The 19,425-nt window shown below is 38.8% G+C and carries 20 protein-coding genes and 1 riboswitch; of the genes, 10 read left to right on the top strand and 10 right to left on the bottom strand.

The window, feature by feature from the left end; all coding sequences use genetic code 11:
* Nucleotides 1-75: 75 nt before the first annotated feature.
* Together LGZ98_RS06420 and trhP are read left to right on the top strand one after the other, a co-directional pair.
* A complete protein-coding gene (locus LGZ98_RS06420) occupies nt 76-420 on the top strand; it encodes a YegP family protein (protein ID WP_113041081.1) in 345 nt (114 codons plus the stop codon).
* Nucleotides 421-618: 198 nt separating this feature from the next.
* Nucleotides 619-1,995: a prephenate-dependent tRNA uridine(34) hydroxylase TrhP gene (gene trhP / locus LGZ98_RS06415; RefSeq protein ID WP_262977844.1), complete on the top strand. Its 1,377-nt coding sequence runs from the start codon at nt 619-621 to the stop codon at nt 1,993-1,995.
* A gap of 540 nt (nt 1,996-2,535) precedes the next feature.
* Here the strand turns inward: trhP and LGZ98_RS06410 are convergent.
* Nucleotides 2,536-2,808, bottom strand: a complete 273-nt coding sequence (locus tag LGZ98_RS06410; protein WP_146748048.1) for a hypothetical protein — start codon at nt 2,806-2,808, stop codon at nt 2,536-2,538.
* A 906-nt stretch (nt 2,809-3,714) separates the two neighbouring features.
* Between LGZ98_RS06410 and fbaB the strand changes: the two genes are divergently transcribed.
* Complete coding sequence (gene fbaB, locus LGZ98_RS06405) at nt 3,715-4,764, top strand: class I fructose-bisphosphate aldolase (RefSeq protein WP_113041083.1); 1,050 nt, start codon at nt 3,715-3,717, stop codon at nt 4,762-4,764.
* A 161-nt stretch (nt 4,765-4,925) separates the two neighbouring features.
* Here fbaB and thiD read toward each other — a convergent pair whose 3' ends face one another.
* Nucleotides 4,926-5,723 carry a bifunctional hydroxymethylpyrimidine kinase/phosphomethylpyrimidine kinase gene (gene thiD, locus LGZ98_RS06400; protein WP_113041084.1) on the bottom strand — a complete coding sequence of 266 codons (798 nt, stop codon included), beginning with the start codon at nt 5,721-5,723 and terminating at the stop codon, nt 4,926-4,928.
* A 121-nt stretch (nt 5,724-5,844) separates the two neighbouring features.
* Nucleotides 5,845-5,937, bottom strand: a riboswitch (TPP riboswitch).
* Between the two features lie 114 nt (nt 5,938-6,051).
* Nucleotides 6,052-6,261, bottom strand: coding sequence for a transcription antiterminator/RNA stability regulator CspE (gene cspE, locus LGZ98_RS06395; protein ID WP_036781809.1), 210 nt, complete (start codon nt 6,259-6,261; stop codon nt 6,052-6,054).
* A gap of 600 nt (nt 6,262-6,861) precedes the next feature.
* Between cspE and pagP the strand changes: the two genes are divergently transcribed.
* Nucleotides 6,862-7,485: a lipid IV(A) palmitoyltransferase PagP gene (pagP, locus tag LGZ98_RS06390; RefSeq protein ID WP_113041085.1), complete on the top strand. Its 624-nt coding sequence runs from the start codon at nt 6,862-6,864 to the stop codon at nt 7,483-7,485.
* A 77-nt stretch (nt 7,486-7,562) separates the two neighbouring features.
* Here the strand turns inward: pagP and LGZ98_RS06385 are convergent, their stop codons facing one another.
* From LGZ98_RS06385 to LGZ98_RS24425, 3 genes are all read right to left on the bottom strand, one after another.
* Entirely contained in the window at nt 7,563-7,685 is a 123-nt protein-coding gene (locus tag LGZ98_RS06385; protein WP_262405104.1) for a hypothetical protein, read from the bottom strand.
* 73 nt (nt 7,686-7,758) lie between these two features.
* Nucleotides 7,759-9,138 carry an amino acid permease gene (locus tag LGZ98_RS06380; protein ID WP_113041086.1) on the bottom strand — a complete coding sequence of 460 codons (1,380 nt, stop codon included), beginning with the start codon at nt 9,136-9,138 and terminating at the stop codon, nt 7,759-7,761.
* Between the two features lie 169 nt (nt 9,139-9,307).
* The gene (locus tag LGZ98_RS24425; RefSeq protein WP_112877748.1) at nt 9,308-9,451 is read right to left on the bottom strand and encodes a PhoP/PhoQ regulatory lipoprotein MgrB; all 144 of its coding nucleotides are present in this window, start codon (nt 9,449-9,451) and stop codon (nt 9,308-9,310) included.
* 315 nt (nt 9,452-9,766) lie between these two features.
* Here LGZ98_RS24425 and LGZ98_RS06370 point away from each other — a divergent pair, with 315 nt between their 5' ends.
* Nucleotides 9,767-10,150 carry a helix-turn-helix domain-containing protein gene (locus LGZ98_RS06370; protein WP_112877749.1) on the top strand — a complete coding sequence of 128 codons (384 nt, stop codon included), beginning with the start codon at nt 9,767-9,769 and terminating at the stop codon, nt 10,148-10,150.
* Between the two features lie 262 nt (nt 10,151-10,412).
* Here LGZ98_RS06370 and LGZ98_RS06365 read toward each other — a convergent pair whose 3' ends face one another.
* Nucleotides 10,413-10,907 carry a DUF2165 family protein gene (locus LGZ98_RS06365; protein ID WP_113041087.1) on the bottom strand — a complete coding sequence of 165 codons (495 nt, stop codon included), beginning with the start codon at nt 10,905-10,907 and terminating at the stop codon, nt 10,413-10,415.
* Between the two features lie 303 nt (nt 10,908-11,210).
* Here LGZ98_RS06365 and LGZ98_RS06360 point away from each other — a divergent pair, with 303 nt between their 5' ends.
* Nucleotides 11,211-11,639, top strand: coding sequence for a DUF805 domain-containing protein (locus LGZ98_RS06360; RefSeq protein WP_262977843.1), 429 nt, complete (start codon nt 11,211-11,213; stop codon nt 11,637-11,639).
* Nucleotides 11,640-11,812: 173 nt separating this feature from the next.
* On the opposite strand, the gene LGZ98_RS06355 is transcribed toward LGZ98_RS06360, so the two are convergent.
* A complete protein-coding gene (locus tag LGZ98_RS06355; protein ID WP_113041129.1) occupies nt 11,813-12,631 on the bottom strand; it encodes an N-acetylmuramoyl-L-alanine amidase in 819 nt (272 codons plus the stop codon).
* Between the two features lie 251 nt (nt 12,632-12,882).
* On the bottom strand, nt 12,883-14,346 hold the full coding sequence (locus LGZ98_RS06350; RefSeq protein WP_113041089.1) for an alanine/glycine:cation symporter family protein: 1,464 nt from the start codon (nt 14,344-14,346) through the stop codon (nt 12,883-12,885).
* Nucleotides 14,347-15,471: 1,125 nt separating this feature from the next.
* On the opposite strand from LGZ98_RS06350, the gene LGZ98_RS06345 reads away from it, so the two are divergent.
* Complete coding sequence (locus LGZ98_RS06345; protein WP_158536480.1) at nt 15,472-15,609, top strand: hypothetical protein; 138 nt, start codon at nt 15,472-15,474, stop codon at nt 15,607-15,609.
* A 728-nt stretch (nt 15,610-16,337) separates the two neighbouring features.
* Nucleotides 16,338-16,544: a hypothetical protein gene (locus LGZ98_RS06340; protein WP_146748049.1), complete on the top strand. Its 207-nt coding sequence runs from the start codon at nt 16,338-16,340 to the stop codon at nt 16,542-16,544.
* Between the two features lie 62 nt (nt 16,545-16,606).
* Here LGZ98_RS06340 and LGZ98_RS06335 read toward each other — a convergent pair whose 3' ends face one another.
* Nucleotides 16,607-17,506 (bottom strand): LysR family transcriptional regulator, encoded by a 900-nt coding sequence (locus LGZ98_RS06335; RefSeq protein WP_113041090.1) that lies wholly within the window; start codon nt 17,504-17,506, stop codon nt 16,607-16,609.
* 628 nt (nt 17,507-18,134) lie between these two features.
* Here LGZ98_RS06335 and folE point away from each other — a divergent pair.
* Nucleotides 18,135-18,839 (top strand): GTP cyclohydrolase I, encoded by a 705-nt coding sequence (folE, locus tag LGZ98_RS06330; protein ID WP_113041091.1) that lies wholly within the window; start codon nt 18,135-18,137, stop codon nt 18,837-18,839.
* A complete protein-coding gene (locus tag LGZ98_RS06325) occupies nt 18,836-19,420 on the top strand; it encodes a 6-carboxytetrahydropterin synthase (RefSeq protein ID WP_011147014.1) in 585 nt (194 codons plus the stop codon). The genes folE and LGZ98_RS06325 overlap by 4 nt, the downstream gene beginning before the upstream one ends.
* The last annotated feature ends 5 nt before the right edge of the window (nt 19,421-19,425 follow it).

Here is a 19,425-nt window from a genome sequence, read left to right as displayed (position 1 = left end):
AATTTCTTTCAACCTTTCACCGGTCAGAAATTCAGCTATATTAAAAATACTTACCTTTAATTAGAGGAATTTCTTATGGCTGTAGGTTATTATGATCTTAAGAGAACAAAAAACAAGCAGTATTACTTCAATTTAAAAGCATCGAACGGTGAAGTTATCCTTACCAGTGAAATGTATACTACCAAGGCAGCAGCGAATAAAGGAATTCGTTCTGTCCAAGCAAATTCACCGGCAGAAAAAAACTTCGAAATCAGAGAAAACAAATCTGGCAAGTCCTATTTCGTGCTGAAAGCGAGAAACTATCAAGTTATCGGCATCAGCGAGCCTTACGATAATGAAGTGGCAATCAAAAAAGGCATTCAATCTGCAATTAAACATGGCTCTAGCGTCAATGTTCGAGATCTGACAAAGTCAGAATAATATTTTTTCATGATAAACCGCACCTTATCAGTTGAAAGTCATCGTCAATTGATAAGGCGCTCTCCATCGATCAAGAGAACCGAACGTTTCATACTAATAAATTTGTATCCGCAACAAAATACGCGTTAGAATCCCCGGCCTTATCCTTACTTTTTATAGTGAAAACTCATCTCAACTCAAACCGAGAATTTTTTAACCATGTTTACTCCAGAATTACTTTCCCCTGCCGGTTCACTGAAAAATATGCGCTATGCTTTTGCCTATGGCGCAGATGCCGTATATGCTGGTCAACCACGTTACAGCCTGCGTGTTCGCAATAATGAATTTAATCACGAAAATCTGGCACTCGGCATTAAAGAAGCTCATGAACTTGGTAAGCGCTTTTACGTTGTGGTCAATATTGCTCCTCACAATGCCAAATTGAAAACCTTTATCCGTGATCTAAAGCCTGTCATTGATATGGGACCTGATGCCCTCATTATGTCTGATCCCGGGTTGATTATGATGGTTCGTGAAGCTTTTCCTGAAATGGAAATTCATCTTTCCGTTCAAGCTAACGCGGTTAACTGGGCGACAGTAAAATTCTGGCAACAAATGGGACTAACACGGGTCATTCTTTCCCGTGAACTTTCTCTGGATGAAATTAACGAGATTCGCCAGCAGGTTCCCGATATGGAACTGGAAGTTTTCGTACATGGAGCATTGTGTATGGCCTATTCAGGTCGTTGCCTATTATCCGGCTATATTAATAAACGAGATCCCAATCAAGGAACCTGCACTAATGCCTGCCGTTGGGAATATCATGTCCAAGAAGGCAAAGAAGATGATATCGGTAATATCGTGCATATGCATGAACCGATACCGACAAAAAGTATCGAGCCAACATTGGGAAAAGGCACACCAACAGATAAAGTATTTACCTTCGAAGAAGCAAAACGCCCTGGTGAATATATGTCAGCTTTCGAAGATGAACATGGTACTTACATCATGAATTCCAAAGACTTACGTGCAGTTGAGCACGTTGAGCGATTAACTAAAATGGGCGTTCACTCTCTGAAAATCGAAGGACGAACAAAATCCTTCTATTACTGCGCTCGCACAGCACAAGTTTACCGTCGAGCCATTGATGATGCCGTTGCAGGGAAACCTTTTGATCCAACGCTGCTGACAACGTTAGAAGGACTTGCTCATCGCGGCTATACCGAAGGATTTTTGCGCCGCCATACCCATGATGCCTATCAGACTTATGAATACGGTTACTCGATATCCGATACCCAACAATTTGTTGGTGAATTTACAGGTGAGCGAGTCAACGGATTGGCTGAAGTTGCTGTCAAGAATAAATTCATGATCGGAGACCGTCTCGAATTAATGACACCATCAGGCAATATCCAGTTTACACTGGAAGCAATGCAGGATAAAAAAGGCCAACCAATGGAAGTTGCGCCTGGAGATGGGTATATTGCCTATTTACCAATTCCTAAACAAATTGATATTAATTACGCCTTATTAATACGTAATCTAAATGGTATTAATTCTCAATATCCTCAAACGAACCGAGACTCAGACAAATAATCATCAATATCCCCTCTTCACGATGATATATTTCTTTTTTTAGAAACAGATCACATCAATACTATTTTATTTACCGTAGTATTGTTGGTGAAAAATAAAAAATTAAAAAAGTTTTACAGTAAGACTAGGAACCACCTCCTTGGCCGGCTCAATCTCCCTTGAGCTGGCCTTTTCTTTTTCGCTCCGGGAAATAAAATCAACAAGTTACAGAATTCATTCACACGATTAATTAAATAGATAAATTTAACTATTAAATCAATGAATGTTTATATTCATCTGTTTCTGATACCCTTAATATTAATAAGAAAATATTTCTACTTATTGAAATATCACACTATCTAAAGAAATGTAATTAAAATTTTCCACTGTTTAATAATTCAGGAAATCCATCATATTTAGACCAAATATTATACAATTTGATAGAATTAATCAGGTAAAGATTATGACAACAGATAATTACAATTTACTTATTGTTAAAACTATTAGTTCAACATTTACCTGACGACTATATCGACTTAATAACCCAAAACGGCTTTTGTTTCATATATACCCGTCATCTTTCAAGTTGCCTCTTTGTTGGCTGCACTCACTCACCCCGGTCACATAGTTATCTATGCTCCCGGGGATTCGCTCCCTTGCCGCCGCGATCCATCTTGAAATCCATAGGGTATATCCATAGAATAAATAAGGGCAAAATAGCCAAATCACCCCAAAGATGATAAACGATAGCGCAGTACCTGTTGCTCCCTCATAGAAATGAAGTTTAATCCCACAATAGGAGCTGCTTAGTAAACCAAAAGACAATAGAAACACATTTTTACACCGGATCAGCATGAAAAATATCATCTAACAATAACATCAAGAAAAATCAGCTTACATCAACAGATCCAATGACTTTATAAAAAATCGTTTGCAAACAAGTTACTAAAGAGAAAACGTAATAATAAATTACTCTTGGTAAATGGAAGAAAACCAAAATATCAACATTCGTAATAGAAACATGAGAAATTTTTCATCCGTGAAAAAATCAAACTATATTGATGTATTTCTTAATCAGCTAATTGATTGATGAATACAATCAAAACTAAAAATTTAGTATAATTATTATTTTGTATTATTATCACTTTTACGAAAGAATAAATAACTATATTGACTGTTGCTTACAGGATTATATAGATTTAAAAACATTGACGTCAAAAATGGTTATTTAACATATAATGGGGAAACATAGTTATAAATAAATTGACAAAATAAAAAATTATTCACACAAATAATTAAAATCAATAAAATTTATCTCTAATAGCGTTCAAAAAATATGAATACTCAACCTTATAAAACTTATTTAAATGATATAAAAACATATTAAATCTTTACAAAAAAATCATATAACAAAATAATCAGTTTAGCGATAGAAAGATAAAACGATAAATAACACTCTTATTTATCGGTTAATTAAGTTATATACCCTATGGATTTCAAGATGCATCGCGACGGCAAGGGAGTCAATCCCCGGGAGCATAGCAAACTATTTCACACCCATATCAACCACCTAAAGAATGGTAATGTCACTCTTACACTAAATAGCTACTTTGCTGGTAATAAAATTCTCTTTAAAATCCTACCTGAAGCGATCCACTACCACTTCCCTCCCAATATAACTTGTTATCCTAAAAAGGATAAATGACAATCGATAGCATCTTTTCATAACTGGAGTAAGACATGACTGATATCGCTAAGTTGTTAGGCAAAGATGCGGACAGTTTATTGCAACATCGTTGTAATACCATTCCGAGTGAAAATCTTTATCTGCCAGGTGCCGATTTTGTTGACCGCGTAATGATCGACAATAACCGACCCAATATGGTTCTGCGCTCCATGCAAACATTGTTAAATCATGGTCGCCTTGCAGGTACGGGTTATTTGTCTATTTTGCCGGTGGATCAAGGTGTAGAACATTCTGCTGCCGCTTCTTTTGCAGCAAACCCACTCTATTTCGATCCAAAAAATATCGTTGAACTGGCTATTGAAGCCGGCTGTAACTGTGTTGCCTCTACTTATGGCGTGTTATCCGCTGTTTCTCGTCGTTATGCTCATAAGATCCCATTTCTGGTTAAACTGAACCACAATGAAACACTGAGCTATCCCGCTCAATATGATCAAACTTTATATGCTAGTGTTGAGCAAGCATTCGAGATGGGTGCTGTTGCCGTTGGAGCAACAATTTACTTTGGCTCTATTGAATCACGGCGTCAAATTGAGGAAATTTCAGCCGCCTTTAAACGGGCTCATGAATTGGGCATGGTAACGGTATTGTGGGCCTACCTACGTAATTCCGCCTTCAAAAAAGAGGGGGTAGATTATCACTCCAGTGCAGACCTCACAGGCCAGGCTAACCATTTAGCAGCCACTATCGGTGCCGATATCGTTAAACAAAAAATGGCCGAAAATAACGGCGGCTATACGGCGATTGGCTTTGGTCATACCGATAAACGTGTTTACACTAATTTGACTACCGATCATCCTATCGATCTGGTCCGTTATCAGATAGCTAACTGCTACATGGGTCGCGCCGGTATGATTAACTCAGGTGGTGCATCCGGTAATAATGATTTAAGTGACTCCGTTCGTACCGCCGTCATTAATAAACGCGCAGGCGGCATGGGGTTAATCCTTGGTCGTAAAGCTTTCAAAAAATCCATGAAAGAAGGTATTGAGCTGATTAATGCGGTTCAAGATGTCTATCTGGATAAGCAAGTGACTATCGCGTAAATCAAGCTTGTCAGCGTAAATCAAACTTGTCGCCGGTGATAATGAATAGATAGTAAGTCGCTGCCAACGTTGAGTTATCCTCTTCTCACAGCCTAAACACCTTACTCTTCTTATTCATTATCACTTTCTCACCAAATCCCGAAAACACCAATCAGCTACTCTCACCACCACTGATGAAAATGGTGCACAGGCCCGATTCCTTTTCCTACATCTAACGAGTCCGCCTGTTCTAACGCCGCCTGGAGGTATGCTTTGGCAACAGGCAGTGTTGTCTGCCAATTCGAATAACGCGGACGCAAAGCAGCCAGTGCAGCGGAGAGCGTACATCCTGTTCCATGAGTATGACGAGTATTGATTCTGGGCGCAGTAAAACGCCATTCTCCCTCAACAGTAAATAGCCAATCAGGGCTTTCATGTTCTGTAAGGTGCCCGCCTTTCAGTAAAACGGCTTCGCATCCTAGCGATAATAGTTCACGCCCTTGTTTTTGCATGTCCGTTTCAGTTTTTGCTACAGAGCATTTCAATATCGCTGCGGCTTCCGGCAAATTTGGGGTAATCAACGAAACCTTCGGTAATAATCGTTCAACAACCGCGGAAACCGCTTCCGGTGCCAACAACGGATCGCCACTTTTCGCAATCATTACCGTATCCAATACAACATAAGGAACGACATAACGGCTTATTGTGTCGGCAACGACGGCAACATTGGCCGCATTGGATAACATGCCTATCTTAGCGCTATCAATTCTGATATCTGACAACACAGATTCAAGCTGTGCCGCAACAAAAGTAGGATCGATATCATAAACAGATTGCACACCACAGGTGTTTTGCGCAACAAGCGCGGTCATTACTGTTGTGCCATAAGCACCAAGTGCGGAGAAAGTTTTTAGGTCGGCTTGAATGCCAGCACCGCCACTAGGATCAGTACCGGCAATTGTCAGTGAATTGATTCTCAATAGGTACCCCTTCCAACCAGCAAAAGAAAAGCAAGTATATCCGTCATCTTTCAAGTTGCCTCTTTGTTGGCTGCACTCCCTTGCCGTCACGATGCATCTTGAAATCCATAGGGTATATCAGGAAAAGATACCTCGACTTCCCTACGCTGGCATTATCCAGATCAGGTATTACGGGTTCATCTCAGCTCTGTGAAGAACACCCCGAGTCAAAACAAAAACACCCTATCAGATAACTAACAGGGTGATATCGGTATATCATTGTTGCCAATAAAAAATCAAACAGACAACAAATTTATTTCGTCAATCCAAAATGATTGACAAAAAAAAGTTATGCTGTAGTAACGTTTGCCGCAGAAGGACCTTTCTGACCGTCCTGAATTTCAAACTCAACTTTTTGACCTTCGGCCAGAGTCTTGAAACCCTCGCTCTGAATAGCGCTAAAATGTACAAACACATCTTTGCTACCATCAGCCGGAGTAATAAAACCAAAACCTTTAGATTCGTTGAACCACTTTACAGTACCAGTGATTTTTGCCATTTTAAGAATTTCCTTCGGATCACTTAATTCTAATTCGCCGTTCGGCGCAACATAAAAACTAGAGCAAGTTGCTGCTATTAATAGAGCTGTATAACAGAACCATACCTCGTTTACCCGAACGATTTATCACATATTCTTAATATGATGGCAAGCCATTTTTTATCAGCTATGGAGCTAACGCACATATTTAAAATTCTTAACAACAATTATTGTTTAACATAGCCGCAAAAATTTGAAAAACCAAGGTTATCCTAATTAGCTTACAGTTTATCCACTCAACAAAACCCCAGATAACATAAATAATCCTAATTTATTTTGCCTGTCTTATTATTAGATTTTTTATATCTATAGTACGGTCATAGAGACCAATCTCTACTGTTTGAGTGAAAGAAAAAATCAACACATTCCCAATATTAGTTGACTAAAACATCAGTATTAAATATACCCAATTAATACCTATCACATCTTAATATTAATTTTTCGTTTAACTTTTATTGAAAATAGCAAGAGTAGAATTCCTGAATTTAGACGTTTGTCATATTTTACGTGATACGAAGGATCTTCCCAATTTATGTCGTCGGGAAATTGGAGCAATAAATAATGAAGTTTGATTTAACCGCAGCCTGTACCCTATCAGCCACTCTTTTAGTCTCATCTGGGGCAGTGTTTGCAACAACGGCAGATACTGCTAACAAATCATTAACAACCACTGAATCTCACACCCCGATCAGTTATGGCAACAATTCGAGCAGTTTATGGGAAAAATTCAGCAATAATGTCGCTCTCACCTGGGATGCACCCAACAATGAACTTTATCTGCCGGTAATTACTTGGCATAACAGACATACCTACGATAAAGAGAAAACCGATAAATATAATGAGCGGCCCTGGGGTTTCGGCTATGGTAAATATCGTTACGACGAAGACAACGATTGGCATTCCCTTTATGCAATGGCTTTTATGGATTCTCATAACCGTTTGGAACCCATCGTTGGCTATGGATTTCAGAAGATGTGGATACCCGGTGATTTAGATGGTTTCCGAATGGGAATTGGTTTCACTCTGAGCGTTACAGCTCGTCATGATTATTATTATGTCCCTATTCCACTCCCATTACCGTTATTCTCCATAGAATATGATCGGTTATCGTTTCAAGGAACGTATATTCCCGGCACATATAACAACGGTAATGTACTCTTCGCCTGGTTACGTTGGCAGTGGTAACCGGATAAAAAATACCAGGCTGTGTGACATCAGCCTGGTATTTTTATAGTGATAATCCAAGGTATACCCGTTATCTTTCAAGTTGCCTCTTTGTTGGCTGCACTCCCTTGCCGTCGCGATGCAACTTGAAATCCATAGGGTATATACCCGTCATCTTTCAAGTTGCTTCTTTGTTGGCTGCACTCGCTCACCCCGGTCACATAGTTATCTATGCTCCCGGGGATTCGCTCCCTTGCCGTCGCGATGCATCTTGAAATCCATAGGGTATAGATATTATCCCTGATCCTCTATTTTCATTTTATTACGGCGAGAATGGGACATTAAAAACCCGATCCATAACACCCCCACCCAGAATGGCATCAGGATAACTGAAATACGGATGCTATCCATCATCAAAATAATGACAAGTATAAAAGCAAGGAAAACCAGACACAGATAATTACCGAATGGATACCAAAACGCCTTAAATGACGGCTCTATCCCCTGTTTAACTTTTTCTGCTCGGAATTTTAAATGCGCCATACAGATCATGACCCAATTAATCACCAACGTTGTTACCACCAACGCCATTAATAACTCAAATGCTTTGCCCGGCATCACATAATTAATCAATACGCCAATGGACGTTGCCAAAGCAGACATAACAATGGCTCTGATAGGAACACCACTTTCATTAACTTTTGTCAACATTCCAGGAGCATTGCCTTGTTTTGCTAAACCGTACAGCATCCGACTGTTGCAATACACACCGCTGTTATAAACGGACAATGCAGCTGTTAGGACAACAATATTCAGAATGTTAGCCACCCAGAAACTATCCAGGTTATGAAAAATCATAACAAATGGACTTTCACCTTCAACGACATTGCCCCACGGATAAAGCGACAATAACACAGTCAGAGAACCAATATAGAAAATCAATATCCTGTATACCACCTGATTGGTGGCCTTAGGAATGCTGATACGTGGATTTTCCGCTTCTGCTGCGGTAATACCCACCAGTTCCAATCCACCAAAAGAGAACATGATTACAGCCATTGCCATAATAAGGCTGAAGATCCCATTAGGCATAAAGCCACCATGCTGCCAAAGGTTAGTAATGCTGGCCTGAGGCCCGCCATTTCCGCTGACTAACAGGTAAGAACCAAAAACAATCATACAGATAATTGCGGTCACTTTAATGATGGAAAACCAAAATTCTGTTTCACCATATAACCGGACATTAATTAAATTTACCGTATTGATTAAAACAAAGAAGACGGTTGCAGAAACCCAGGTTGGAATATCAGGCCACCAATAGTGGATGTACATTCCCACAGCCGTTAATTCAGCCATTCCGACCAGAGTAAACATCGCCCAATAATTCCAGCCTGATAAAAACCCGGGAAAATCGCCCCAATATTTATACGCAAAATGACTAAACGACCCCGCTACAGGCTCCTCGACTACCATCTCTCCTAGCTGACGCATAATCAGAAATGCAATAAAGCCTGCGATAGCGTATCCTAAAATTACGGAGGGGCCTGCCATTTTTATAGTTTGTGCAATACCGAGAAACAACCCAGTCCCGACAGACCCCCCCAAAGCAATAAGTTGAATATGCCGGTTTTTTAAACCGCGTTTAAGTGTTGACCGCTGCGATTGTCCTGCCATCTTGTCCTCTTGATACAACTTCTATCTTGTTATTAGTGGGAAAACAACCGCTTCCCCTTATCTGCTTTATTCAAAGCAAACAAAACACTAGCTTTAAAGGGTGGATATCGAAGATATATGTTAGCACAGATATATGATGGGAAAATGGCTGATGAGTATCAGCAACTAATCAGAAAGGCAGATATCGAGTCACAGAACAAATACCTGAATCAAACTGTTCCCCCTGATCACAATAGCTATCCAAAGCTAACAGGTACAAGAACAGACATATTCCAAGTAATACTAAGATTGCAATGGTTTTTTTTATGTCCAATTCTATTTCCTTCAAGTTCGGTCAGAACGCAATACGTTAAGAATAAAGTTGAAAAATGATATTTTACAACAATGAAACAAGAAAAATATTCATCCTGTGCTTTCATTGTGAAAAAATCGAACCGGCAGCAGTATGCATGCTAACAACATATCAGAACGCATTTAAACAAATACTAACCATGTGGATTCTATTCACTATAACAAAAAAATCAATTGTCACATTCAGTTACAATTTAAATCGTTATGTCAAGGCTTTGTCATCTTTAGAAAAAGTTGTGTATACTTCCTTTCACTTTCAACCAGAACAAAATTGTTAATGCCACAGGATAATCACTTAGCACTTGTATGTGCTCTCAGCAAATGGATTGAGAATCACCTTGGCCGGGTAATCCACCTGGAAGAACTGGCAACTTACTCCGGTTACTCGCTTTGGCACATGCAGAAAATATTCAAGGAAGTCACCGGAATTTCTCTTGGTAAATATATCCGCCAGCGACGCCTGGCCGGCGCTGTTCATCTTTTGAGAAACAGCGCTTTGCCTATTTTTGATATCGCCTTAGATTTCGGCTTTGGCTCTCAGTCTCATTTCACTTATATGTTCCGCAAAGAGTATGGCATAACTCCCTATGATTTCCGGCAGAATCCAGAGATTGAGCTCGAAGTTAAATTACCTCTGCATTTCACTACTAACTGTTCGTGACACGGTAACTAAAGAACAACATTGAAACGGGCAATTATCCAACAAATTCAACCGTGCTTTCCGGCGAAAGACAAAGAGCTTCAACCTTTGTGTTCTGACCTTTTATTTGATGCCAGACACAATTTATTTGATGCCAAACACAATACTTCCCTTAACAAGGCTCTCTGAGTTTCATGGTTAGATGGACAGAGAGCTCTGTCGAATTTTTTAACGGCACTTAGTTTCCGTTAACATGAATTTGAAAAATGGACAAACTTTATTCTTATTCTTGTTCTTTGTCATACTGAATTAAATAAATCAGTACCAGAATGATAGTGATAAAAAAATGGAAAGCATTAGACACACCGTCCCACTGTTTGGACATCCACATCCCAAACCATTCGCCACCAATTGTCATAAATGCCACCTGCCAAGTCAAGAATCCCAAGGTCAGACCCGCTATCGCAATAGATTTCTTTTTATTAAAGACAGCAGCGTTAGATTTTAAATTTACCAGCAAATGAATACCGCCAATCCAACATAACACTGCCGTTAAAGTTTCTAAAGAAATAATGACAATATAACCAATGTGGTGTAGCACTGGCGAATAAATTGCACGATAGGTAATAGTTGTATCTGGAAAAACAGTGTCCATCATTAATACATGCTGTACAAATACGAAATTAGTCGCATAGTCTGTAATATTGCCAAAAGCCGCTAATGTCGCAAACAAAGCTATTGCAAAAATCATCAAAGTCTTAGATAAGCGAATAATCATTTGTCAAGTCCTCAAAGAATGGTTTTAGCACCGAAAAGATCATAAAGAACACAAACTATACCCTATGGATTTCAAGGTGCATCGCGACGGCAAGGGAGTGAATCCCCGGGAGCATAGAAAGAGGCAACTTGAAAGATAACGGGTATATCATATAATCTAACAATCATCACTCTATTTCCACATATCTAATCATAGAATGACGTTTAAAATATTTTCATCTAAAATCTGACTGATATTTTTCTGTTCATACTATCATTAGATCAGTTATTATCTGATCTATTATTATTTACCTGACTATTATTTATGAACGATTCTCTAGCTGGTTCAATAAAAAGCTATTTCAGCCAAAAATTGAGTAGAAAAGATTATATTATTAGCTTTATTAAAATAGCCGTTATTTTAGGAATATTGATCTTTCTCTCCGCTTATCTAGCAGAAAACAATTACGCAGCCCACATGAAATATGAGTTATCAGTGTGGTTGTATATGATCTCTATTGGTCTATGGGCAATGTGCTCCTTCGCTACGGTTTACTATTTAATCATGAAAACAGCTTACAGATTCAATGACGTGGGGCTGTATGGCTGGATAATCTCTATTTTTATTTACCTGTGCAGTGTGTTACCAAACTATTTTCCCGACAAAATAATAATGTATTCACCCTTTATCAGCCTAATTGGGATTATTCTTGCATTTATTCTGCCAGGAGGCAAACATCATAATAAAGAGTAATATTATGTGATCGACAACTGCCGAGGTAAGGCTGTTACTACAGGTTAAAACAAAGTGAAGAAAAGTTCGAAGAATAGATCATGAAAATTTATAGAGTTAATGAGAAAAACCATGCCATAAAAGTCACTCCAATAAAGTTCTTTCTATGGCACGATCTCACAAGATAGTGAAAACTATTTTTTATATTTCTCAACCAGAGCCAGAGCTATTGATTCAGTTTGTGCATCAGGATTACCACTGATGTCATCTGGCCTGAAATGCATCTGGAATGCACTGATAGTCTTACGAGTATCTTCATCAAGCACACCGGTTTGTGGAATGGTGTAGCCATATTTAGCCAATGTCTTCTGGATTAACTCAACAGAAGCACCATCATGCCATTTTCTGCCAGCCATATATTTTTCAACGGTTGCATCTTCAGGCCATGCACCAATACCTTGCTCTGCCAAATTCTTCCAAGGGAAAAGTTTGCCTGGATCATACTTTCTCAAAGGTGCAATATCACTGTGACCAACGACATTAATAGGTTCAATGCCATAACGTTGAATAATATCTTTCGCCAAACGCGTTAATAGATCGATCTGTTGCTCGTTAAACGGATACCACTCTTTCTCAAGTAGCATTTCCGTAAATCCTTTATTAACAATTTCAATGCCAATCGAAGTGTCATTCAAGTCTTTCCGACCATTCCATCCACTAACACCAGCATGCCATGCCCTCTTATCTTCAGGAACCAGTTGTAGAATAACAGGCTTTCCTCTCACATAATTCGGTAACGATGGGATCAAATAATGAGCACTAACACCGCCCTGAGTGAGTATACGTAAAGAATCTTTATCATCAACAGCGGTATAGTGGAACACCAAAAACCTTACTCTGTCATTTTGACCTTGCGAAGGAAAAGAGCTATCAACTTTATAAGCGCCCCGATCTTCCAAGCTGGAACACCCCGCCAATAGCATAAATAAGCCAACCAATATGATCTTCTTCATCATTTCCCTGTCCCATCTATTAATTGAAAGCAGGATAATAACACAAAGAAATTAAATGAATACAAAATAAAATTTATGTTTTATATGATTTTTTCATAAAACTATCGGTTTTGTTCTTGGCATAAAGCACAAATGAAGATGCCTTATTCCCATAACTTAGATGGAAATAAGGCAAAAATAACAAATGAAACGTGAAAGGCTGTCAGCCGCTATATTGTTAAATCGTACTAACCATACTTTGTTCTAGCATTTCACTTGTGACCAGCCGCTTGGTTCGATTTGGCAAGATTTGCCGTTTCTTCCCAAATACCAACTTCGACCTTTTTCTGAATTTCAGGATACTGATTAATATCAAATGTCGGTAACTTACCGACACGTCTCTGTTGGTTGTAATCTTTTGCGAGTTTAAATGCGACGCCAGAAAGCAACAAGATAGCGGTCAGATTGGTAATTGCCATCAATGCCATAGACAAATCAGCCATTTTCCAAACTAAAGGCAATTCAGCCAACGCACCAAACATCACCATACCCAATGCCGCCAGACGTAAGATCATCAAGCCCGCAGTATGATTACGTTCAAGGAATACGATATTGCTTTCAGCATAAGCATAATTCGCAATGATTGATGTGAATGCGAAAAAGAAGATAGCCAGTGCAATAAATTCAGATCCCCAATCACCGACAGCGGAAGACAATGCCCGCTGAGTCAATTCTATCCCACTTATTCCTGAAATATTGCCATCAAGCACACCCGATGACAGGATGATAACAGCAGTAGCGCTACAGATAACCAGAGTATCCATAAAAACACCTAGCATTTGCACATAACCCTGAGATGCTGGATGAGGAGGATATGGAGAAGCAGAAGCAGCAGCATTGGGTGCTGACCCCATCCCGGCTTCATTTGAAAACAACCCGCGTTGAACACCTTGTGTCATCGCCTGTGCAACACCATAACCAACGGTTCCTGCAACTGCTTCCTGCAAACCAAATGCGCTTTTGAAAATCAATGCAAACACTTCCGGCATTCGTTCAAAGTTATGCCCGACGACCCAGAACGCCAAAATCAGATAAGCTATCGCCATAAAAGGGACAACTAATTCTGCAACCCGAGCAATAGAGCGCAAGCCACCAAAAATAATGGCCCCGCTAAGGATCACCAAACCGATGCCGACATACAAAGGATCAAAATTAAATGCAAAAGCAGCAGCCTGAACAATGGAATTTGCCTGAACAGCATTAAATACCAGACCAAAAGCAATAATCAGAAATATGGAGAACATAACGCCCATCCAGCGTACTCCAAGCCCCTTTTCCATATAGTAGGCCGGACCACCGCGGTAATTCCCCTTATCGTCTTTTGTCTTGTACAGCTGGGCAAGTGTACTCTCAATAAAAGAGGTTGCCATTCCAATCAGAGCAACCATCCACATCCAAAAAATGGCGCCAGGCCCACCAGCCGTTAAGGCGATTGCCACACCAGTAAGGTTACCGGTACCAACCCGTGCTGCTAAGCTGGTACACAGAGCCTGGAATGATGAAATACCTGCACTGTCAGATTTTTTACTGTTTTTCAATACTGAAAACATGTGCCCAAAATGACGGATCTGTATAAAACCTGTGCATATAGTGAAGTAAATACCAGCCCCAAGAAGAAGATAAATCAATACGGAGCCCCAAAGGATACTGTTAAAAAAGCTAATTAGTTCCGTCAAGATATTTTTCCCCTTAAATTAGTAAACCCAGTCTGACCATAAAATCGTATCCGGCAGAATTCATTGCGCTTAATATGCCTTTATAATTAACAAGTAACACAATGCTGTATAAAAGAACACAGAGATACTGGTCAGAAAAACGCTATGAATGTAACACAAGTTTGAAATTAATGTGTAATGTTTACTGACCTTTTTACATTATCCATCAGATTAAATGAATGTTTGGTGTACTGTTTTTGACTGATAGTTAATAGATATGTCATTCAATCGACTATTGCCCGTCAGTCACTTCATACACTTTTGGCTATGCCTCCTATCAGTGATTCACAACAAGCTGTGACTCATAACAACTGCATATATGAAACCCGTTACTCTAGCCCTCACACAAGTAAAAGAAGTTCTACCAATGAACCGCTTGTTAATTAAATCAACAACCTATTAATATCAAGAAAAAAAATTCAAAAATAAGATATTGTGATTAATTTTGTGAGCAGATTATCAGCTTTAACAAAAAAATCATCATTAATTTAGGAAATTTCGCATAGTGACATTTATCACATAAAACATTAAAAATCAAAAAGATAAAAAAACTCTCTTATCGGATCACTATGAAATACCAACACATATACTCAATGTAGAAAATATCACCCCAATAAATAACATAACGAATAAACATCTCAACCTATATCTGACATTTATCTGTAGGCTTCCTCAATCACAAGAACAAATGATATTTTTCCCTCAGCTATTTGTGTTAAGTTATCATTAATATTAAAAAGTTTTTAACGAATGTTCACTACTTCTTTATTTGATTATAACGAATACATTTCCGCTTATTTATCTATTCTCTGAATATATTCAAATATATATCTAATCGTTCCCATTATTCTATTCTCTATAAGATGATTGTCTAATATTTCCACAATCGGATTAAAATAAAACAACAATAAAGCCGAGATAATAAGATCCTTTTTTACAAAAGATCGAACAGTACTTTGATTACCTGCCAGATAGACCAAACCTTTAACAAAATTTGTAGAAAATTTGCTGAATGAGCAACAGAATTCTAAGTAAAATCGGGTACACTGCAAACCCAAATCACACCTATACCCTATGGATTTCAAGATGCATCGCGACGGCAAGGGAAAAATCCCCTGGAGCATAGCGAACGATGTGACCGGAGTGACCAAGTGCAGCCAACAAAGAGGCAACTTGAAAAATAACGGGTATAAACATCAAAATCCTCTCAACACAGTGACATGATCAATCGCCATCTCATTAGACTATAAAAACAACAGGCTTACCCCAACGATACATAGTTAAAACCAACTTTTACTTTACATTATATTAACATTATGTTTTAATTACATTAAAATATTATTTTATATTAAAACTATATTGTGAAAAATATGAAAAAACTTCTCTCATATGCAACATAAAACTGGATCTTTTATTATCTACTGCTAATATTTTCATTTGTTATCTTTTACAAAAAAAATATGTTTATGAAGTTAATATTGTATAAATATCTCACTTTTATTCTAAATGCATAATTTAAACAATATACGTTGAGGTTATGAATGATGTTAAGAAGAAAAAGGAAGAATCCCACTGATAACAATTTACCTATAAGAGTCTATCGTGGGAGGTCTAAATATGAATATCACCCTCCATCAGGAGGTTCAATATCCATTTGTTGTTTAAGTTCACCATTATCTGTCGTTTGGGAGGAATATGAAAAAATTCTTAACAAGGAAAAACAATAACTAAATAATAATATTTCAAATATTATACAGTAATTACTTTATTTACAGTTATAAAACCAGCGGGAGAACAAACTCCCGTTAGCGGTTTTGCCTAAATATACCAATAATAAAGATTTTTACACGCTATTAAATTAACTATCCAGTTTTAACTTCTCATATCCCCTATGGATTTCAAGATGCATCGCGACGGCAAGGGAGCGAATCCCCGGAAGCATAGATAACTATGTGACTGGGGTGAGTGAGTGCAGCCAACAAAGAGGCAACTTGAAAGATAACGGGTATTATCGTTCATCAAACCAAACTAATCATCCAACGCCTTCTCAAGATAGAAATCTTAAGTCTCCTACTTTGGTTGGCATGAAAACTCTCATCGGATTATTGGAAAAAAATAGCCAAATATTTGCCATAAGTTCGCAATTCCTACCAATTTAGAAAATTGCGAATTACACTTTTAAGTACTAGCAGAGTTTTAAAGCCCTTTTCCCCTACCAGGATCAATAAACATTGTGGTACAAATTTCCAACCCTTTCTTTGAACCGTACAAGTTCTTCTGTTAACGGGGAGTCAAGCCTAAGCATATACGTCACCAGTTTAGGAATACCACCAGCGAATGGTCTTATAGCAACGTCGCCGTCGCCATGCCGAGCCAAGTTGATCTGTGACTCTCCTGCCACACCAATCCCATACCCGGCAGCCACTAAAGTTAACAAGAGATCAAAACTGGCAACCTTTTCGGAGATATATGGAACTAACTTTGCATTTTGGAATATAGACAGAACTTGTTTCAGAAATCCCTCGTGAGTTTCCTGACCACAGACAATCAGTGAATAGCGCAAAAATTCATTCAGCTGCAATTCTTTATATGCCAAAAGCGGATGCCTAGCGGGAATAACCGCCACCAACGAATCATACCAAGCCGGTATTGCGATGATGCCATCTCGCACTATCGTAGATTGAGCGAATCCCACATCAAAAAGGTTATCACGTAATCCATTCATGTGTTGAGCTAAAGGTACCTCGTGTAAACGAATATCCGTCTCCGGCTCGTCCTCACGACATTTTGCTAACAGCTCGGCTAATTTGGATGGTGTAACGCCATCAGATAACGCAATACGAAGCTGACTATGGAATCCGGCCGCAACCGCTTTCACACTATCACGAACCTGACCGAGTACTGAAAAGATGCGAGGAGTTTGCTCCAGTAAAATTTCCCCTGCACGTGTGAGCCGGGTATTCCTTGTAGTACGTACGAATAACATCGTACCAAGATCGTCTTCCAATTTTTTGATTATTCTTGATAACGGTGATTGTTCTATATGCAGGCGTTCCGCAGCTCTAGCAAAATGTAATTCTTCTGCTACTACTATAAAACACTGTAAATGTCGTAACTTCATATATATGTAACCTCAATCTTTCACTAAACAGACTTATGCCTATTCTTTCTAAACGCTTCTTTAATTTGAATTTGTTCTTTCAGATCATCTAAATACGTTCAGCTTTAGTTGGTATTGTCCCGTAGGTTAGATCAGGGGTGACATCTCCCATTATTATAAATGCCAAATTACATAAAACCTCCTTTGAGTAAACATGAAATAACCGCTCAATAGTTAGCTATCTAGATACCCCTAAATTCATTAATTTATTTAATCAATATTTACCAAACTGTACGTCAATACATTTACAATAACAATAAATAAAGCTCACTCTTCCCTTAACTATACCCATTCCCTAGAAAGCCAATTATTAAATATTCATATAAAAAACCGAAAAAACGGCCAAACAGATCCGACTGAATGCACGATTTCACCAATAACTAAGTGGAACCAGAAAACAGGATACCAATATCAGCTTACCTGATTAAGACCTAAAAGGTCTTAAAGATGACTGCAAAGGACATGATACCCACCATTATTTTATTTAGAATTCAGATAGTAAGAAGTTAAATATCGATCCGTTAAATGGAAATATGCGTTTCTCCAAACGGATCATAATGAACCATTTAGTTACAATAACGAGGTGCCTATGCCGACGGTGGAACCAGGAGACTTGGAAGTTGCCACACATGGATTTGCCGATGGAATATCCATGCAATTAGCAAAAAAGCGCACATTACACGGACCCAATGAGGTTCTAACCAAAACAGAACTTAACCTTATTATAGATGAAGCTGCTATATCATTCGGAGAATTCCTGACTGCTCTTGGCGTTGACTGGAAAAATGATCCTAACTCAAAAGACACACCGAGACGTGTTGCAAAGGCTTATGTTCTTGACCTATGGAAAGGCCGATACAAACCAATGGGACCCATCACTACATTTCCGGCAGATAACTACGATGGCATTGTATTCGACGGCTGGATAGCGCTCGATTCCATGTGCTCTCACCATCATCAAGCAATCAGTGGCTATGTTCACGTTGCCTATATGCCAAGTCAATACGGGCGTGTTCTTGGCTTGTCAAAGTTAAATCGAATAGTCGAACATTTCGGCAGACGTGGGCTCATACAAGAACGGTTAACAGCAGCAATCCACAATGCTGTAAACCAAGTATGTGAAAGAAACCAAGGCGTCGCAGTATTAGTCGATGCATCGCATAATTGTGTACGTTGCAGAGGTGTACGCCACCAGAGAAGCCGTATGAAGACACAAATGTTTTCAGGTGCATTCGCTGAAGCTGATTCACCGGCAAAACAAGAGTTCTATGAATTGATTAGAGGTATTGCATGACAATTCAATATATTACTCGCAAAGGCTCTTTTGATTCCGCTCATCGCGTAATGAATGAAAGGGTCAAATGCTTCAATATCCACGGACACACTTATCTGTATGAACTTACTTTCTCATTTGAACAGATGCAACCAATTGGATACGCGATAGATTTCAAAGAGATAAAGCGCATAGGTGCCGCATGGATTGATGAGTTTCTGGATCACGCCTCAATTCTTAATCCCAAGGATGCAGACTTCATATCCGCTGTTCATGCTACACGCAGTAAATTCCGACTGATGAGCTTAAATCGTCATGGGGAGTACTGTAATCCAACAGTTGAGAATATTGCCAAAGAAATATTCCTCACTATGGAGGTTCTTTTTAATGAATGGGATAACCTAAAAATTCATCACATCAGACTCTATGAAACACCCAATTGTTTTACAGATTGCAATGCCGAGTCGATTCATGAAGAAGAACGCAGCGCATTTCTCAGTCAACGGTTTGAGGAACTCAAAGCTTATTCACAGGCAATGGGCCGGTTTGAATATGACTCAAGAAATGTTGTGACATCCGATTCTACTCATGAGCGCTTATAAAGTAA

Origin of the sequence: Photorhabdus kayaii (assembly GCF_025384895.1) — a bacterium.
In the GTDB taxonomy this organism is placed as follows: Bacteria; Pseudomonadota; Gammaproteobacteria; order Enterobacterales; family Enterobacteriaceae; genus Photorhabdus; species Photorhabdus kayaii.
This window is presented reverse-complemented; position numbering and strand designations above follow the sequence as displayed.

Excerpts from the sequence above, each read along its gene's own strand:
- LGZ98_RS06420 (WP_113041081.1), top strand. The coding sequence starts at position 76 with ATGGCTGTAGGTTATTATGATCTTAAGAGAACAAAAAACAAGCAGTAT.
- trhP (WP_262977844.1), top strand. The coding sequence starts at position 619 with ATGTTTACTCCAGAATTACTTTCCCCTGCCGGTTCACTGAAAAATATG.
- fbaB (WP_113041083.1), top strand. The coding sequence starts at position 3,715 with ATGACTGATATCGCTAAGTTGTTAGGCAAAGATGCGGACAGTTTATTG.
- cspE (WP_036781809.1), bottom strand. The coding sequence starts at position 6,261 with ATGGCAAAAATCACTGGTACTGTAAAGTGGTTCAACGAATCTAAAGGT.
- pagP (WP_113041085.1), top strand. The coding sequence starts at position 6,862 with ATGAAGTTTGATTTAACCGCAGCCTGTACCCTATCAGCCACTCTTTTA.
- LGZ98_RS06380 (WP_113041086.1), bottom strand. The coding sequence starts at position 9,138 with ATGGCAGGACAATCGCAGCGGTCAACACTTAAACGCGGTTTAAAAAAC.
- LGZ98_RS06370 (WP_112877749.1), top strand. The coding sequence starts at position 9,767 with ATGCCACAGGATAATCACTTAGCACTTGTATGTGCTCTCAGCAAATGG.
- LGZ98_RS06365 (WP_113041087.1), bottom strand. The coding sequence starts at position 10,907 with ATGATTATTCGCTTATCTAAGACTTTGATGATTTTTGCAATAGCTTTG.
- LGZ98_RS06360 (WP_262977843.1), top strand. The coding sequence starts at position 11,211 with ATGAACGATTCTCTAGCTGGTTCAATAAAAAGCTATTTCAGCCAAAAA.
- LGZ98_RS06355 (WP_113041129.1), bottom strand. The coding sequence starts at position 12,631 with ATGAAGAAGATCATATTGGTTGGCTTATTTATGCTATTGGCGGGGTGT.
- LGZ98_RS06345 (WP_158536480.1), top strand. The coding sequence starts at position 15,472 with ATGCATCGCGACGGCAAGGGAAAAATCCCCTGGAGCATAGCGAACGAT.
- LGZ98_RS06335 (WP_113041090.1), bottom strand. The coding sequence starts at position 17,506 with ATGAAGTTACGACATTTACAGTGTTTTATAGTAGTAGCAGAAGAATTA.
- folE (WP_113041091.1), top strand. The coding sequence starts at position 18,135 with ATGCCGACGGTGGAACCAGGAGACTTGGAAGTTGCCACACATGGATTT.
- LGZ98_RS06325 (WP_011147014.1), top strand. The coding sequence starts at position 18,836 with ATGACAATTCAATATATTACTCGCAAAGGCTCTTTTGATTCCGCTCAT.